The organism is Halobacterium wangiae, from assembly GCF_021249345.1.
GTDB lineage: Archaea > Halobacteriota > Halobacteria > Halobacteriales > Halobacteriaceae > Halobacterium > Halobacterium wangiae.
Genome location: NZ_CP089588.1, coordinates 293,657 through 308,814, shown reverse-complemented (window position 1 = coordinate 308,814; position 15,158 = coordinate 293,657). Strand labels below are relative to the sequence as shown.

Annotated in this window: 17 protein-coding genes; 10 read left to right on the top strand and 7 right to left on the bottom strand. The window is 67.7% G+C overall.

The annotated features are described in order from the left end of the window. Positions 1 to 2: 2 nt before the first annotated feature. Together LT965_RS01575 and lrpA1 are read left to right on the top strand one after the other, a co-directional pair. Complete coding sequence (locus LT965_RS01575; RefSeq protein ID WP_232702263.1) at positions 3 to 941, top strand: thiamine pyrophosphate-dependent enzyme; 939 nt, start codon at positions 3 to 5, stop codon at positions 939 to 941. Positions 942 to 1,043: 102 nt separating this feature from the next. Further along, the gene (gene lrpA1, locus LT965_RS01570) at positions 1,044 to 1,472 is read left to right on the top strand and encodes an HTH-type transcriptional regulator LrpA1 (protein WP_232702262.1); all 429 of its coding nucleotides are present in this window, start codon (positions 1,044 to 1,046) and stop codon (positions 1,470 to 1,472) included. On the opposite strand, the gene LT965_RS01565 is transcribed toward lrpA1, so the two are convergent. Next, positions 1,465 to 2,607 (bottom strand): pyridoxal phosphate-dependent aminotransferase, encoded by a 1,143-nt coding sequence (locus LT965_RS01565; RefSeq protein ID WP_232702261.1) that lies wholly within the window; start codon positions 2,605 to 2,607, stop codon positions 1,465 to 1,467. The genes lrpA1 and LT965_RS01565 overlap by 8 nt on opposite strands. A gap of 122 nt (positions 2,608 to 2,729) precedes the next feature. On the opposite strand from LT965_RS01565, the gene LT965_RS01560 reads away from it, so the two are divergent. The 5 genes from LT965_RS01560 to LT965_RS01540 all read left to right on the top strand — a co-directional run bounded on the left by LT965_RS01560 (position 2,730) and on the right by LT965_RS01540 (position 6,133). Beyond that, entirely contained in the window at positions 2,730 to 3,203 is a 474-nt protein-coding gene (locus LT965_RS01560) for an SRPBCC family protein (RefSeq protein ID WP_232702260.1), read from the top strand. Positions 3,204 to 3,234: 31 nt separating this feature from the next. Next, entirely contained in the window at positions 3,235 to 3,792 is a 558-nt protein-coding gene (locus LT965_RS01555) for an FAD-dependent oxidoreductase (RefSeq protein WP_232702259.1), read from the top strand. A gap of 239 nt (positions 3,793 to 4,031) precedes the next feature. After that, on the top strand, positions 4,032 to 4,283 hold the full coding sequence (locus LT965_RS01550; protein WP_232702258.1) for a hypothetical protein: 252 nt from the start codon (positions 4,032 to 4,034) through the stop codon (positions 4,281 to 4,283). Positions 4,284 to 4,422: 139 nt separating this feature from the next. Then, on the top strand, positions 4,423 to 5,280 hold the full coding sequence (locus tag LT965_RS01545; protein WP_232703605.1) for a DMT family transporter: 858 nt from the start codon (positions 4,423 to 4,425) through the stop codon (positions 5,278 to 5,280). A gap of 82 nt (positions 5,281 to 5,362) precedes the next feature. Continuing rightward, complete coding sequence (locus LT965_RS01540) at positions 5,363 to 6,133, top strand: histidine kinase (protein WP_232702257.1); 771 nt, start codon at positions 5,363 to 5,365, stop codon at positions 6,131 to 6,133. Here the strand turns inward: LT965_RS01540 and LT965_RS01535 are convergent. From LT965_RS01535 to LT965_RS01520, 4 genes are all read right to left on the bottom strand, one after another. Next, a complete protein-coding gene (locus LT965_RS01535; RefSeq protein ID WP_232702256.1) occupies positions 6,110 to 6,508 on the bottom strand; it encodes an acyl-CoA thioesterase in 399 nt (132 codons plus the stop codon). The genes LT965_RS01540 and LT965_RS01535 overlap by 24 nt on opposite strands. Positions 6,509 to 6,548: 40 nt before the next feature. Then, on the bottom strand, positions 6,549 to 7,211 hold the full coding sequence (locus LT965_RS01530) for a nucleotidyltransferase family protein (RefSeq protein WP_232702255.1): 663 nt from the start codon (positions 7,209 to 7,211) through the stop codon (positions 6,549 to 6,551). Further along, complete coding sequence (locus LT965_RS01525) at positions 7,208 to 8,422, bottom strand: molybdopterin molybdotransferase MoeA (RefSeq protein ID WP_232702254.1); 1,215 nt, start codon at positions 8,420 to 8,422, stop codon at positions 7,208 to 7,210. Before LT965_RS01525 ends, LT965_RS01530 begins: the two co-directional genes overlap by 4 nt. 363 nt (positions 8,423 to 8,785) lie before the next feature. Next, positions 8,786 to 9,550, bottom strand: coding sequence for an IclR family transcriptional regulator (locus tag LT965_RS01520; protein WP_232702253.1), 765 nt, complete (start codon positions 9,548 to 9,550; stop codon positions 8,786 to 8,788). 318 nt (positions 9,551 to 9,868) lie between these two features. On the opposite strand from LT965_RS01520, the gene LT965_RS01515 reads away from it, so the two are divergent. After that, the gene (locus tag LT965_RS01515; RefSeq protein ID WP_232702252.1) at positions 9,869 to 11,071 is read left to right on the top strand and encodes a CaiB/BaiF CoA transferase family protein; all 1,203 of its coding nucleotides are present in this window, start codon (positions 9,869 to 9,871) and stop codon (positions 11,069 to 11,071) included. Positions 11,072 to 11,182: 111 nt separating this feature from the next. Further along, the gene (locus tag LT965_RS01510; RefSeq protein ID WP_232702251.1) at positions 11,183 to 11,947 is read left to right on the top strand and encodes a cyclase family protein; all 765 of its coding nucleotides are present in this window, start codon (positions 11,183 to 11,185) and stop codon (positions 11,945 to 11,947) included. Positions 11,948 to 11,995: 48 nt separating this feature from the next. On the opposite strand, the gene LT965_RS01505 is transcribed toward LT965_RS01510, so the two are convergent. Further along, positions 11,996 to 13,390, bottom strand: coding sequence for a uracil-xanthine permease family protein (locus tag LT965_RS01505; protein WP_232702250.1), 1,395 nt, complete (start codon positions 13,388 to 13,390; stop codon positions 11,996 to 11,998). A gap of 124 nt (positions 13,391 to 13,514) precedes the next feature. Here LT965_RS01505 and LT965_RS01500 point away from each other — a divergent pair, with 124 nt between their 5' ends. Continuing rightward, complete coding sequence (locus LT965_RS01500; RefSeq protein ID WP_232702249.1) at positions 13,515 to 14,561, top strand: alcohol dehydrogenase catalytic domain-containing protein; 1,047 nt, start codon at positions 13,515 to 13,517, stop codon at positions 14,559 to 14,561. 12 nt (positions 14,562 to 14,573) lie between these two features. On the opposite strand, the gene LT965_RS01495 is transcribed toward LT965_RS01500, so the two are convergent. Continuing rightward, the gene (locus LT965_RS01495; RefSeq protein ID WP_232702248.1) at positions 14,574 to 15,098 is read right to left on the bottom strand and encodes an OsmC-related (seleno)protein; all 525 of its coding nucleotides are present in this window, start codon (positions 15,096 to 15,098) and stop codon (positions 14,574 to 14,576) included. Between the last annotated feature and the right edge of the window lie 60 nt (positions 15,099 to 15,158).

Genomic DNA, 15,158 nt, shown 5'->3' with positions numbered 1-15,158 from the left:
CCATGAGCAAGGCATTCAGCGCAATCGGTGAGGAACGGGACGTCGAACGAGACGAGTTCACGCCCGGCGTCGAACCCCAGCCGACGTGGTGTCCTGGCTGTGGTGACTTCGGTGTCCTGAAGGCACTGAAGGGCGCGATGGCGGAACTCGGCAAGGACCCGGAGGAGATCCTCCTCTGTACGGGCATCGGCTGCTCGGGGAAGCTCAACAGCTACTTCGACAGCTACGGGTTCCACACGATCCACGGCCGCTCGCTGCCGGTCGCACGCGCCTCGAAGCTGGCGAACCACGACCTCGAAGTGGTCGCCGCTGGCGGCGACGGCGACGGCTACGGTATCGGTGGCAACCACTTCATGCACACGGCCCGTGAGAACCACGACCTGACGTACATCGTGTTCAACAACGAGATCTTCGGGCTGACGAAGGGCCAGACCTCCCCGACGTCGCCGAAGGGCCACAAGTCCAAGACCCAGCCCCACGGCGTGGCGAAAGACCCCCTCCGTCCGCTCTCGATGAGCCTCTCGGCCGGCGCGTCGTACATCGCGCGGACGGCGGCGGTGAACCCGAACCAGGCCCAGGAGATCCTCGTCGAGGCGATGGAGCACGACGGCTTCGCGCACGTCGACTTCCTGACCCAGTGCCCGACGTGGAACAAGGACGCCAAGCAGTACGTCCCGTACGTGGACGTCCAGGAGTCCGACGACTACGACTTCGACGTCTCCGACCGCCGCGAGGCCTCGGAGATGATGTACGAGACGGAGGACGCGCTCCACGAGGGGACCGTGCTGACCGGCCGGTACTACAAGCAGGAGGGTCGCAACTCCTACCAGCAGGAGAAGCAGGCCCGCGGCGACATGCCCGAGGAACCGCTCGCCGGCGCCTACTTCGACGACGACAAGGAGTGGGAGCGGTCCTACGAGTTCATCGACCGCCACAAGTAGTCCGGCTCGGGGACGGCTCCCGCTACAGAGCGGTCTTTGTCCGCCGGAGACGCCACTTTCCGATTCGGAAGATATTTTTTCGCAGCCGCCAAACTACTGTCTGTGAGTACCGAATCGACGGAAGACCGAATCCTCGCCGCGCTCGAGGAGGACGCGCAGGCGTCGTACGCGGACATCGCCGCGCGGGCCGACGTCTCGAAACCGACGGTGCGCAAGTACATCGACAAACTCGAAGAGGAGGGCGTCATCGTGGGTTACTCGGCCGACGTGGACCCGAAGAAACTGTCTGGGCAGAGCATCGCGCTGGTGGGCATCGACGTGGCCTCCGAGCGGTACGTCGAGGCGACCCGGGGCCTGAAAGAACTGGACGCCGTCCGCTCGCTCTACACCTCCAGCGGCGACCACATGCTGATGGCCGAAGTCCGCGCGGCGGACGGCGACGAACTCGGCGGCGTCATCAGCGACGACGTGCTGGGCATCGACGGCGTCACCGCCGCCCACCCCTCTTTCCTGCAGGAACGTCTCAAGTAGTGGTCGTCGCGAGCAGTTCGTCGATGCGCTCGATAGCTTCGCGGACGTCCTCGGTGCTCCTCGCGAACGAGGCGCGCAGGTAGTCCGACGCGCCGTCCCCGAAGTCCGGGCCGGGCGTCATCGCCACGCCGGCCTCCTCGAGGAAGACGTCCGCGACGTCGAAGGCGTCCCCGAGGTCGGAGACGTCGAGCAGCAGGTAGTAGGCGCCCTCGGGCGTGTAGCCGACATCGAACCCCCAGCGTTCGGCGGCCTCGAGGAGGAGGTCGCGGCGCTCGCGGTAGGCCTCGCGGTGCTCCGCCAACTGGTCGTTCCCCTCGCGGATGGCGGCCTCCGCGCCGGCCTGCACGAACGGCGGCGCGCAGATGAGCACGTTCTGTGAGATGCGGTTGACGGCCTCGACGTACGCTGGCGGACAGACCGCCCAGCCGAGGCGCCAGCCGGTCATCCCGTAGCGCTTCGAGACGCCGTCGAGGACGAACGCGTCGTCTGTGTACTCCAGGACAGTGTGCTCCTCGGCGTCGAACGCGAGGCCGTGGTACACCTCGTCGGAGACGACCATCGTGTCGGTTTGCTCCGCGAGGTCGACGAGTTCCGAGATGGTCTCGCCGCTCGTGACCGCGCCAGTCGGGTTCGCCGGGGAGTTCAGCAGCATCGCGGCGGTGTCCTCGTCGACGACCTGCTCGTAGGCGTCGACGCTCGGTTCGTAGCCGTCGGCCGGGTCGAGTTCGACCGTCGTGATGGTGCCGTCGGCCTGCCGCACGAAGTTCGGGTAGCAGGCGTAGTACGGGTCCGTGAGCACGACCTCCTCGCCGGGGTCGACGGTCGAGAGGAGCGCGAGCAGGAGCGCGGGCGAGGACCCGGGCGTGACGACGATGCGCTCGGTCGACACGTCGACGCCGTACGTCTCCGCGTAGTAGTCGCTGATGGCCTCGCGGAGCGACGCCGTGCCGCGCGAGGTGGTGTAGTCGTCGTCGCCCGCCTGGAGTGCTGCAACCGCCGCTTCCGCCGCTGCTTCCGGCGGCCGGAAGTCGGGTTCGCCCACTTCCATGTGGACGACACCCTCGAGTTCGCTCGCCCGCTCGAGCACGTCCATCGCCGCGAACGGCGTGGTGTCGGTTGCGCGCTCCGATGGCATAGCGCGAGGAAAGGGGTTCGTCGGTATAACCGTTCGTCGGTCGTCAACACTTGCCGACGCCCGGGCGTGCTACCACGCTCCCCGGCCGCCGGAGTTTTGCGCCCACCGCTCCAATGCCCGGTATGGCGACGTTCGAGCGGAACCTCCGCGTCCGCGCGCCGTTCGAAGACGTCTGGAAGTTCCACTCCACCATCGACGGTCTGCTGTCGCTCACGCCGGGCTGGGCGAACCTCCGCGTCGAGGCGGTCCAGCGGCCGGACGGCGACACCGGGGACGTGCTCACCGTCGGGACCCGGATCCGCATGTCGGTCCGGCCGTTCGGCGTGGGGCCACGCCAGCGCTGGGTCTCCCGCATCACCGAGCGCGAGGAGGGAGACGGCTACGCGTACTTCGCGGACGTGATGGAGGAGGGGCCGTTCCCCGAGTGGGAGCACACCCACACGTTCTACGCCGACGGCGACGACACGCTGGCCCGGGACCACGTCGAGTACCGGACCCCCGTCGGCGGCATCGCGGACGAGGTCGCGGGCCTGTTCTTCGACCCGATGTTCCGCTACCGCCACCGACGAACCCGCGAGCTCCTCGAACGGCCGTAGCTTTATCGGCCTCAGTGGCCAACTGTGTACCATGACTCACGTGGTCGTCGTCGGCGGCGGTCCGGCGGGACTGAGCGCGGCGCTGTTCACCGCGAAGAACGGCCTGGACACCACGGTCTTCGACACGGACGAGACGTGGATGCACAAGGCCCACCTGCACAACTACCCCGGGATCGACTCCATCGGCGGTTCGGCGTTCGTCGAGGACGTCCGCGACCAGGTCGACGAGTTCGGCGCGGACCGCCACGAGGGGGAGGCGGTCACGGGCATCAACGCGAGCGAGCAGCGCTTCGAGGTGCTGACCGAGAACAACGAGTACGAAGCCGACTACGTCGTGCTCGCGACCGGCGCGGACCGCGACCTCGCAGAGGAACTCGGCTGCGCGATGACCGAGGACGACGTAGTCGGCGTCGACGTCAGCATGGAGACGAGCGTCGAGGACACCTACGCGACGGGCGCGATGGTGCGCGTCGAGGAGTGGCAGGCGGTCATCGCCGCGGGTGACGGCGCCGCGGCCGCGCTCAACATCCTCTCGAAGGAGAAGGGCGAGCACTTCCACGACTTCGACACGCCCGAGGACGCCGAGTGAGCGACACCGGAACGAACAGTTACAGTCCGGGGGCACGTAGAATCGGGGGATAGCAGCCCCGTAATCCGGTTATGCGGCGGACTAATTCTACTTGACTAGGCCGGTAGTTGAAGTATGTTCAGACCGTGTCTGTGGTATGGCCAGGGTTATCCTAGACGACAGTCCCATCACGGACGGGCACGCACAGCGACCGCAGACTCCGGGGGTCGTAGCCGTCTCCAACCGGGGGGGTCGAGCACGTGTTTACTAAGCTCTCGGCGGCCGTCGACCGGCTACGGAGCGAGAACTCGACCCCCGATCAGCGAGCGGCGCAGGCGCTGAAATCGCGGGAAGAGGCGGAGGAGGAAGCCGCAGAGGCCGAGGAACAGTCGCGGTCTGAGCTCTTTCACTGCCAGTCTTGTGACACCGTCTACGTCGCCACCGGGAAGCGAACCTGCTCGAAGTGCGAGGGCTCCGTCGAGCAGGTTCGGTCGACCCTTCGCAACCGCTAGCCACAGCGTTCTCTCCTCGAGCGGTTCGCGAACGGTCGGTTCGGCCGAGTTTGGTCCGACTGGCCGCGAGCGCAACGCCTAACGGCAGCGACCGCTACTTCAACTCGTGAACCCAGCAGACGACCTGCCAGTTCCACCGATGGTGGGCGTCGCCGTCGCGGTGGTGGCGGTCAGCACGAGCGCGGTGCTCGTCGACCTCAGCAGCGCGCCGAGTCTAGTGAAGGCGTGCTACCGGGTGCTGTTCATGACCGCACTCGTCGCGCCGTTCGCGGTCCGCGAGCGCGAGCAGTTCGCGAAGGTCGCCGGCAGCGACTGGGCGCTCGTCACCCTCTCGGGTGCGCTGCTGGCGCTGCACTTCGCGTCGTGGTTCGCGTCCATCGACTACACCAGTATCGCGGCGTCGGCGACGCTCGTACAGACACAACCCGCGTTCGTCGCGGTGGGCGCGTGGCTGCTGCTGGACGAGCGCGCGAGCGCCCGCATCGTCGGCGGCATCCTCGTCGCCATCGCCGGGTCCGTGCTGCTCTCGGCGGGCGACTTCCTCGGCGGTGCGACCGTCGGCCCGAACCCCGGACTGGGGAACGCGCTCGCGGTGCTCGGTGCCGCGGGTGGCGCGGGCTACGTGCTCGCCGGTCGGTCGGTGCGACAGCGACTGTCGCTGGCGCCGTACGTCTTCGTCGTCTACGGCGTCTGTACGGCCGTCCTCTTCGCCGTCGCGGTCGCCCGGGGGCTACCGCTGGTCGACTACCCCGCCCACGAGTGGGGGCTGTTCGTGGCGATGGCCGTCGGCCCGGGGCTGTTCGGCCACACGGTCATCAACTGGGCGCTGAAGTACGTCGAGTCCAGCGTCGTCAGCGTCTCCCTGCTGGGCGAGTCCGTCGGCGCCGCGCTGTTCGCACTCGCCATCTTCGGCGAGGTGCCCGGCGAGTTCACCATCGCCGGCGGCGCCATCATCCTCTTCGGCATCGCGCTCACCGCCACCGGGCGGTCGAAGTGACCGGCTGCACCGCAGGGAGAGTGGGCGCAGCAGACGCCGCAAACTGATTTTTATAGGCTCCCCGTCACAACCGCCGGTAGAGATGGCGGGACCCGAGACCGATGACGCGCCACCGCTGCCTGAGATCGTCGACCTGGTGGACGAGCGCGAGCTCACGCTCACGCTGTACAACGACGACGCCGGCGACGGCATGCGCGGGGACATCCGCTCGTACTTCCAGGTGCAGAGCGTGGAGCTCAGGCGCGCGACCACTGACGACGGTCGGCCGCGGAACTTCTTCGTGCTCCACGACCGCGACCACTTCGTGGACGCGACGAGCCTGGCGTCCCTCTACCGCGTGATCCGGCCCGACTCCGAGCTACTGGACGTCGTCGACCCCGCGGTGATCGAGTATCCGGACTTGCTCCGCCAGATCGACCAGACCGTCTTCACGGACTACGGCCGCCCGCGGATGACCATCGCCTCCCGGGAGATCGAGGAGTTCGCCTACCGTCACGGTGGCAGCCTCCACGCCGGTTTCCAGGTGTACTCGAACCTCAAACCGCAGTACGCCCTCTACGACCGGATCGCGCGAGCGGGCGTGGACACGCACCTCTACGGAGCGCCCGACTGGCACGTCCCGAGCGAGGTCCACGACCTCCACGAGTACGCGGACGACGAGATCACGTCGACGTGGTTCGTGGTGCTGGACGCCGAACGAGACGCGGAGAAGCGCGCGCTGCTGGCCGAGGAACGCGAACGGGACCAGTTCTACGGGTTCTGGACGTTCGACGCGGAGATCGTCGACACGATCCTCGACCGACTCGAGGCGTTCCCGCCGACGCGGTCCTCACCCTTCGAGTACGCGGATTGACTCGCGCCACGCCTCGGGAACCGGCGCGCTCGACCCCGTCTCCGGGTCGAGGATCACCTGCACCGTCTCGCCCTCGACGGTGACGCCCTCGTCGTCGCGCACCTCGTAGACCATCGTGAAACTCGACTCGCCGACGTCTGTGACCGACACCGCCACCTCGACCTCGTCGGCGTACTGGACTGGCCGGTGGAAGTCCACTTCGAGGTGTGCGACGACCATACTCAGGTCGTCGGCGGCGACGCCGAGTTCGTCCCGGAGGTAGCCCGTGCGCGCCTCCTCCATGTACGTGACGTAGATCGCGTTGTTGACGTGCCCCATCGTGTCGTGGTCCTGGTAACGCACGTCGACGGACGTCGTGTACTGGAACTCGCTCATGGTCACGAACTGTGCCCGCCGCCCGCATAACGCCCGCGGTTCAGGCGAACTCGTCTGGCCGGTCGACGTCGCGCAGGACGCCCGGGTCGCCCGTCTCCACGATCGCCGCGTGCTCGGCAGCGAACAGCACCTGCTTCCCCCCGATGTCGCCGTCGCGCTCGGCGAGCGCCGGGAAGTGCGTCGAATCGAACAGCACTGGATTCCCACGCTGGCCGTCGCAGCCCGCGGCGAGCGCTGTTCCCATGTCGGCATCGTGGGCAGCGACCAGGGCCGCGACGCTGTCGGGCGCGACGTACGGCATGTCGCCGAGCGCGAACACGGCGGCGTCGACGTCGCCGAGCGCCCGCACGCCCGCGCGAACTGACGACGCCTGCCCCGACTCGAACTCGGGGTTCTCCACGAACGAGACGTCTAGACCCCCCAGCGCCTCCCGGACCCGGTCTGCCTCGTGGCCGAGGACGACGACGACCTCGTCGAGTCCTGCGGCCAGCAGCGTCTCCGCACTCCGGCGAACCATCGGCGTCCCGTCCGTCGTGTCCCCGTCGGCTGCTGCTCCGTCGACCGGGTTCGTCTCCCGCTCGACGTCCGCGAGCAGTTTGTTCGCGTCGCCGAACCGTGAACTCGTGCCCGCCGCGAGCAGGACGCCCGCGACGCGCGAGTCGCCCGAGCGCTCCGCCGGGGGGTCGACGACGGGGAGGCTCATTCCACCGCCGGGTAGGGGACGACCCGGACCGACTCGCCCGCGGACAGCGCGCGCTCGGTGAGCACGAAGCCGTCGGCGCGGGTCGCGCGCGTACTCGAGGACAGTACGCTCGGGTCGAACGTCGCCTCGTAGACGGAGAGCGCGGAGTCAGCGTGGCCAAGCGGCGTCGCCTCGCCGTCTTCGAGCGTGACCGGGATCGCGTACTCGAAGCCCTCCGGGCCGAGGCCCACGTCGTGGCTGAACTCGGCGGGGATGGTCGGGAGGTCCGTGCGTCCGGTGAAGAACGGCCGCGCCACGAGCGACGTGATGGTGTGGGCGCCGACGGGTTTGCCCGGGATGGCGAACGCCGTCGCGTCGTGGTCCGGGAGGTCCGCGAGCGCGATGGGTTTGCCCGGCCGGACGGCGGCGCGGTGGAAGTCCACCTCGCCGAGGCTGTCCAGCGCGCGGATCACGTAGTCCTTCTTCCCGACGCTCGTGCCGCCCGTGGTCAACAGCACGTCGTGTACTTCGGCGAGTTCGGAGATGCGGTCCTCGACGATCTCGTAGTCGTCGGGGACGCTCCCCTCGTAGGTCGCGTCGTGGCCCCACGAGCGCACCAGACCCGCGAGCATCGGCGAGTCCAGGTCGTCGATGCGTCCCTCGTGGATCTCGGTCCCGGTCGCCAGCACTCCGACTGAGAACCGCGCTCGCACCTCGACGGCCTCGACCCCGAGGTCGCGGAGGAGAATCGCGTCCTTCGGTGACAGCGTCTCGCCCGCCGAGAACAGCACTTCGCCCGCCTCGACGTTGCTCCCGCGCTCGTAGACGTACGTCCCGGGTTCGAGGTCGGTCCCCCGCAGTTCGCTACCCTCGACGGTGGACTCCTCGACTTTCAGCACTGCGTTCGCGCCCTCTGGGAGGGGCGCCCCCGTGGCGATTCGTACTGCCTGGCCGGCGTCGAGCGTGCCCGGGTCGTCCTCGGGGAACACCTCGCGGTCGACGACCTCGTAGGGGTAGTCGGCGCTCGCGTCGAACGCGAAGCCGTCCATCGTCGCGTGGCTGTGCGGTGGCTGGTCGACCGTCGCCTCGACGTCCGTCGCGAGCACTCGGCCCGCGATCTCGTCGAGCGCCACCGTCTCTGTCCCGAGGCGGTCGAGTGCCCGCTCCCGGCCATCGAGTACGCGTTCGACGGCGTCCTCGCGAGACAGCATGTCCGCGTGGTCGTGGTCCATGTCCTACAGGAGCGGCCCCCTACCGTTATGTCTTGCCCCCTGCTCCGCCCCATCGCTGAATCCATATAAGATTTAGAGACAGTATCTCGAACCGGTAGAAACCTCTTCCGATAGCTCGCCGTACTCGGCCGGTGAAGTCGCGTAAAACACCACAAACAGCCGCGAAACGAGTAATAGGCGTGTACGAACGGTTCACGAGTGTGAACAGAGTCAAACTGTCCAGAACTGCGGATAAAGGCTGATATAGCTGGATTTTCCGAAATAGATTGCTATCGTCCGAATTAACGTACTCTTACTGTCTATTCTGGTTTCTCTACCGTAACCTGTCACGTCGAACGAATTACGGGCGTATGCCTGTAATCGTCACGAGTAGGTCACGTTGAGGTCGATGACGTTGACCGCGCTCCGGACGACCGCCGGGAGCTCCTCGCGGAAGCGGTCGTCCCGGAGTCGACTCGTCGGGCCCGCGACGCTCACCGCGCCGAGCACGTCGCCGTCCTCGCTCGTGATGGCGGCGCCGACGCTCCGGAGGCCGTCGAGGCGCTCCTCGTCGTCGAAGGCGATGCCCGTCTCCCGGATCTGCGCGAGTTCCTCCCGGAGCACCTGGCGGTCGGTGATGGTGTTCTCGGTGAGCGCGGGGAGCCCGTGGCGGTCGACGACGTCGTCGACGCGGGCCTCCGGGAGGTGGGCGAGGACGGCCTTCCCGAGTGCCGCACCGTGGAGGTAGATCCGCTTGCCTGCGTAGGTGTCGACGTGGACCGCGTTCTCGCCCTTCGCGCGGTGGAGGAAGACGCCGCGACCGTGTTCCTCGACGACGACGCCCGACAGTTCGCCCGTCTCCTCGGCGATGCGGTCGACCTCTGGTCGGGCGACCTCGTAGATGTCGCGGCGGTCGCGGGCGTGCGCGCCGAGTTCCAGGAAGCGACTGCCGACGCGGTACGTCCCCTCGTCGTTGACGACGTACTCGTTGCGTTCGAGGGTCTGGAGGTGGTTGTGGACCGTGCTCTTCGGGGCGGAGAGTTCGGACGCGAGTTCGGTGACGCCGGCACCCCCGCGTTCGTGCAGCGCCTCGATGATCCTGAACGTCGTCTCGACGGATTTCACCGTCGGGGTGTCCGCGTCGGTCATGTGTACTCGAACCGACGGTGTTCGTCTACGTAATACTTTTGTTCAGTATCGGCGGACAACCGTCTCGAATCGTCGCCACATCGTGGTGTAAGCCCACCATAACGAACGGCAATCCTGGGGCTGGTGGCAACGATTCTCGTCCCCAGGGCGTGAAGTGCCGTCCCGGGAGGTATCTCAGGTGTTACGCTGTTTCACGGTAGGTGAACTCACGTCCGGCAGTACTGAACAACTCTCTCCTCGCGCGGCGGTCCGTCCTGGCCCGTCACCGCGACCGGCTACGGCAATGATTTATGCCGCCAGTCCCCCTCGTGGCTGGTGATGGCTACAGACGGACACGTACTCGACGGCGTGACGGTGCTCGACCTGAGCACGTTCGTCACGGGCGGTTTCTGCTCGCTGATGCTCGCGAACCAGGGCGCGGACGTGATCAAAGTCGAGCGCCCGGAGGTCGGCGACGACAACCGACACTCCGGGCCACCGTTCGTGGACGGCGAGTCGCCGTACTTCTGGACGGTGAACTACGACAAGCGCAGTATCGAACTGAACCTCAAGACCGAGGAGGGGCTGGCGGCGCTGTACGACCTCGCCGAGGAGGCCGACGTCTTCATCCAGAACTACCGCCCCGGCACCGCAGAGAAACTCAACGTCGCCTACGACGACATCCGGGGCGTCAACGACGAGATCGTCTACTGCGCCATCTCCGCGTTCGGGCAGACCGGACCGTGGAGCCAGCGCCCCGGCTACGACCTCCTCGTCCAGGGGATGAGCGGCATCATGTCCGTCACCGGCGAAGCGGACGGCCGCCCGGTGAAGGTCGGCCTCCCGCAGACCGACCTCATCACCGCGATGTGGTCGGCGTTCGGCATCGTGACCGCGCTCTACCGCCGCGAGCGCACGGGCGAGGGCGACTACGTCGAACTCGGAATGCTCGACGCTACACTCCCGTGGCTCACCAAGCAGGCCGGAAAGGCGTTCGTCGGCGAGGAACCCCAGCGCATGGGGACGAAGGACCCGGTACTCGCACCCTACCAGACGTTCGAGACGGCCGACGGCCACATCAACGTCGCCTGCCTCAACCAGAAGCTCTGGCGGCTGTTCTGTGACGCCATCGGGCGGCCGGAACTCACCGACGACGAGCGCTTCGAGACGAACGCCGACCGCGTCGAGCAGATGGACGAACTGGAGGCGGAACTCGAGGGCGTCCTCCGCGAGCGCACCACCGAGGAGTGGATGGACGTCCTCGTCGAGGAGGCCGGCATCCCCGCCGGCCCCGTCTACTCCGTCGACGAGGCGCTGCACAACGAACAGACCGACGCCCGCGGGGTCGTCCGCGAGATGGAGGCCCGCGGCAAGACCATCCCCGTCATCGAACACCCGCTGAACTACGAGCACAGCGAGAGCGGGTTCCGCTCGCCGCCGCCGGAACTCGGCGAGCACAACCGCCAGGTGTTCGCGGAACTCGGCTACAGCGACGAGGAGATCGACGCGCTGGCCGACGCCGGCGTGTTCGGCGAGGACTGACGGCGCTCTACGGCCCCTCTCGCGGGACGAAGTCTTGGTAACACTCCCGAGACCCCCCTGCTCGCTGCCCGATGGCCAATTCTTATGAGGGAGTCCCGCGACGAGTTGACCATGCTCGACGGATACGAGATGCACGACCTGACGCAGCCGTGGTCGCAGGACACGCCTGCGTGGCCGACGTACGACAACCCGAAGATCTGGTACGAGAAGTCACTGGACACCGAGAAAGTGAACGGCCAGAAGATCGAGTTCATGAACCACACCGGGACCCACCTGGACGGCGAGAAGCACTTCATCGCCCACGGGCGGGACATCGAGAGCATGCCGCTCGACGAACTCGTCAGCGACGCGGTCGTCGCGGACATCTCCGACAAGGTGGGCGACTACGACGTCTACACCTCCGAGATGATCGAGGACGTCTGTGACGTCCAGGAGGGCGACATCCTCTTCATCCACACGGGCTACCAGAAGTACGCGTGGCACCGCGAGGAGGCCGACCCGCACAAGTTCTTCTGCAAGCACCCCGGCCCGAACCAGGAGTTCGCCGACTGGTGCAAGGAGATGGACCTCAACTACCTCATCCTCGACTGCGGGAGCGCGGACCACCCGATGAACACGGTCGTCCGCGACGTCCGCCCGGAACTCGCCGCGGAGGCCCGCGAGAAACACGGCGTCGACGACCTCGACGAGATCTTCCCGCCCGAGGGCTACCAGCTCATGCACACGGAGCTGTTCCCGGAGGGAATCGTCCACGTCGAGAACGCGCAGGTGCCCAAGGAGCTGCTCAACGAGCGCGTGCAGATCGGCACGTTCCCGTGGCGGTTCCGCGGCGGCGAGTCCTCCGTCTCCCGGGTCGTCGCGTTCACCGAGGAGTAACGCGGTAGCGTCCGAAAAACCGAATTCGTTCTTTCGACGGTCGGCCCGTCAGTCGTCGGTACGTGCGTTGGGGTCCTCGCCAGCGACCGGTTCACCGATCGCGCCCTCGCCCATCGGTGCGGCGTCCTCGGGGAGGATGGCGTTCAGCACGAGTGCGGTGACGCCGCCGACGATGAGCCCGGAGGTCGCCAGCACCTGGACGTCGTCGGGGAGCTGGGCGAGCGCGTCGGAACGCCACTCGACGCCGACGCCGAGGACGATGGAGGTGGCGATGATGGTGAGGTTGCGCTGCGTGAGCTCCGAGCCGCGAGTGATGATGCGGAGGCCGATGGAGAAGATCATCCCGAACAGCACGACGGCAGCGCCGCCGAGCACCGGGTTCGGCATCGCGGAGATGACCGCAGCGACCTTCGGCACGAGGCCGAGGACGATGAGGAACACGCCGGTGATGCCGACGACGAACCGGCTGGCGATGCCGGTGAAGCTGATGAGACCGACGTTCTGGCTGAACGAGGTGTTCGGGAAGGCGTTGAACACGCCCGCGAACATCGACATCACGCCGTCCGCGACGAGGCCGCCCTTGGTCTCCTCACTGGTGGGGTCGCGGCCGACTGCTTCGGTGGTGCCGGCGACGTCGCCGATGGTCTCCATCGAGGTGATGATGTACGCGAACGCGGCCAGGATGATGGCGCTGGGTTCGAACGCGATGCCGTACTTGAGCGGCGTCGGGAACGAGAACCACGCGGCCGAGCCGACCGCCGAGAGGTCGAGCAGGCCGAGCGGGATGGCGGCGAGGTAGCCGACGACGACGGCGATGAGCACGCTCGCCGAGCGCATGAACCCGCCGAAGAACTGGTTGGTGACGAGCGCGACAACGAGCACGAGCGCCGCGAGCCCGAGGTTCTCCATGCTACCGAAGGCGTCCGTCCCGGGGATACCCGCGGAGTACTGGATGGCGATGGGGATGAGTGTGAGGCCGACGAGCATCACGACGATGCCCGTGACCAGCGGCGGGAAGAAGTCCTCGACGTCGTCGAAGAAGTAGCCGATGATCACTTCGACGGGTGCCGCGATGATGACGGCGCCGAAGATGGTGGCCAGCCCGAACGTGCTCCCGATGTCGATGAGCGGCGACACGAAGATGGCGCTGGTCCCCATCACGATGGGGAGACGGGCGCCGACGGGGCCGATGGGGAACACCTGGACGAGCGTGGCGATGCCCGCCACGAGCAGCGCCATCTGGACGATGAAGGTGATGTCGGCGGACCCGAGGCCGATGGCGCTGGCGATGACCAGCGGGAGCGCCACCGTCGAGAGGAACATCGCGAGGAGGTGCTGGATGCCCAGCGCGACCGCCTCGCCGTTGTCGGGTCTGTCCTCGATGCCGTACCGGACGAGTCTGTTGCCTCTACTCCGTTCTGCCTCTGTGTTGCCGTCTGGCATGGGGGTACCCACCACGACCCATGATTTAAATATTTGGGCAAGTTTCGCCTCGAGGCGGCTGGATACAACGGCTGACGCCCGCTCGGCCGAACAGCTAACTACCGCCGCGAGCAACGACTGCGGTATGTCGACGATGAACGCTGTTATCCTCGACGAGTGGGGCGGCGAACTCGACGTCAGAGCGGTCGAACGACCGACGCCCGACGCCGGAGAGGTGCTCGTGGACGTCCGTGCCTGCGGCGTTACGCGGACGATCGAGAACGCGGTCCAGGGCGGACTCAGCGACGCCGACGACCACGTCCCGCGCGTTCCCGGCCACGAGTTCGCGGGCGTGGTCGCGGAGACGGGGCCCGGGGTCACGGCATTCGAGACCGGTGACCGCGTGCTCGCGTACTTCTACCTCACCTGCGGGCGCTGCGACCGGTGCCGGCGCGGGGACACGAACCAGTGTACGAACTTCGGCGGCTGGTTCGGCGTCCAGCGCGACGGGGCGTACGCGGAGTCGACGACGATTCCGGCGTCGAACCTCCTGCCGCTGCCCGACGACGCGACGTTCGCGGAGGGAGCGGTGGCCGCCGACGGTCTCGCCACGCCGCTGCACGTCTGCGAGCGAACGGGCGTCGGTGACGACGACACGGTGCTCGTGGTCGGCGCCGCGGGCCGCATCGGCGTCCACCTCTCGCAACTCGCCGCCCGCCGCGGCGCGCACGTGCTCGCCGCCGACGTCCACGAGGACCGCCTCGCGTACGTGGACCGCGTCACCGGCGACGCGGTGACACCCATCGACGCTCGCGGCGACGACTTCGTCGAGCGCGCACGCGCAGCGACCCCCTACGGCGAGGGCCCGACCGTCGCTGTCGACACGGTCGGCGACGTCGACACGCTCCGGGACGCCTGGGACGCACTCGCGCTCGGTGGCGACGTCGTGACGCTCACGACCCACCACGAGCGCTCGTTCGCACCGCTGCTGAAGGAGTTCGTCGTGAAGGAGGCGAGCGTCGTCGGCTCCCGCTACGCGACGAAGGACGAGGTCGTGCGGGCCGCCCGCCTGCTCGCCGACGACCGCGTGAGCGCGGAGTACACACAGACCGTCGGCCTCGACGACGTGCCCGACGTCCACGAGGCGCTCCGGACGGGCGACACCCACGGGATGACGATTCTCGAACCCTGAGGCGGGGAGCGCTCAGCCGTCGATCCGCTCGCCGTTCAGGAACAGTTCGCGGTCGACCGGAACCGACAGCGAGGCGCTGGCCGGGCAGTTCGCGTCGGCGGTCGCCACGAGTTCCCGGATCTCGTGGGGGGTCGCCGGGCTCTCGACGCGCGTGACCTGCCGGAGTCCACCGTCGAACCCGGAGTCGACGTCGCCGATGCCGAGGACGCCGCGCGGGTCGACGTCACCCTCGACTTCGACGCGCACGTCGTCCACCTCGACCCCCGTCGCGAGGGCGTGTTTCGCCAGGACGACCTGCTGGCAGAACGCGAACCCGGCGAGGAAGTACTCGAGGGGCCGCGGTCCGCGGTTCTCCCCGCCGGCCATCGACGCCGGCTCGTCGGACTCGAACTCGAAGTCGCGGGCGGTCCCGCGGCCGTGGTAGTTCTCGACGAGTTCCGTCTCCACGCGGTTCTCCCCGGTCGGCACGCGGTCGGCCTCCGCGAGCAGTTCGAACTCCTCCCAGACTGCCTCCTGCAGGTCCCAGTCGAGTGGCATACCCGAATTCGGCGCCCCTGCGGGATGAACGTTCGTGCCGCGGCACGAACTGTTTTGAAC

Bases quoted from the DNA above. Each gene is read 5' to 3' on its own strand.
- LT965_RS01520 (WP_232702253.1), bottom strand. From the start codon at position 9,550: ATGACCGACGCGGACACCCCGACGGTGAAATCCGTCGAGACGACGTTC.
- LT965_RS01545 (WP_232703605.1), top strand. From the start codon at position 4,423: ATGGTGGGCGTCGCCGTCGCGGTGGTGGCGGTCAGCACGAGCGCGGTG.
- LT965_RS01540 (WP_232702257.1), top strand. From the start codon at position 5,363: ATGGCGGGACCCGAGACCGATGACGCGCCACCGCTGCCTGAGATCGTC.
- LT965_RS01530 (WP_232702255.1), bottom strand. From the start codon at position 7,211: ATGAGCCTCCCCGTCGTCGACCCCCCGGCGGAGCGCTCGGGCGACTCG.
- LT965_RS01525 (WP_232702254.1), bottom strand. From the start codon at position 8,422: ATGGACCACGACCACGCGGACATGCTGTCTCGCGAGGACGCCGTCGAA.
- LT965_RS01515 (WP_232702252.1), top strand. From the start codon at position 9,869: ATGGCTACAGACGGACACGTACTCGACGGCGTGACGGTGCTCGACCTG.
- LT965_RS01500 (WP_232702249.1), top strand. From the start codon at position 13,515: ATGTCGACGATGAACGCTGTTATCCTCGACGAGTGGGGCGGCGAACTC.
- LT965_RS01495 (WP_232702248.1), bottom strand. From the start codon at position 15,098: ATGCCACTCGACTGGGACCTGCAGGAGGCAGTCTGGGAGGAGTTCGAA.
- LT965_RS01565 (WP_232702261.1), bottom strand. From the start codon at position 2,607: ATGCCATCGGAGCGCGCAACCGACACCACGCCGTTCGCGGCGATGGAC.
- LT965_RS01555 (WP_232702259.1), top strand. From the start codon at position 3,235: ATGACTCACGTGGTCGTCGTCGGCGGCGGTCCGGCGGGACTGAGCGCG.
- LT965_RS01535 (WP_232702256.1), bottom strand. From the start codon at position 6,508: ATGAGCGAGTTCCAGTACACGACGTCCGTCGACGTGCGTTACCAGGAC.
- LT965_RS01510 (WP_232702251.1), top strand. From the start codon at position 11,183: ATGCTCGACGGATACGAGATGCACGACCTGACGCAGCCGTGGTCGCAG.
- LT965_RS01575 (WP_232702263.1), top strand. From the start codon at position 3: ATGAGCAAGGCATTCAGCGCAATCGGTGAGGAACGGGACGTCGAACGA.
- LT965_RS01505 (WP_232702250.1), bottom strand. From the start codon at position 13,390: ATGCCAGACGGCAACACAGAGGCAGAACGGAGTAGAGGCAACAGACTC.
- LT965_RS01560 (WP_232702260.1), top strand. From the start codon at position 2,730: ATGGCGACGTTCGAGCGGAACCTCCGCGTCCGCGCGCCGTTCGAAGAC.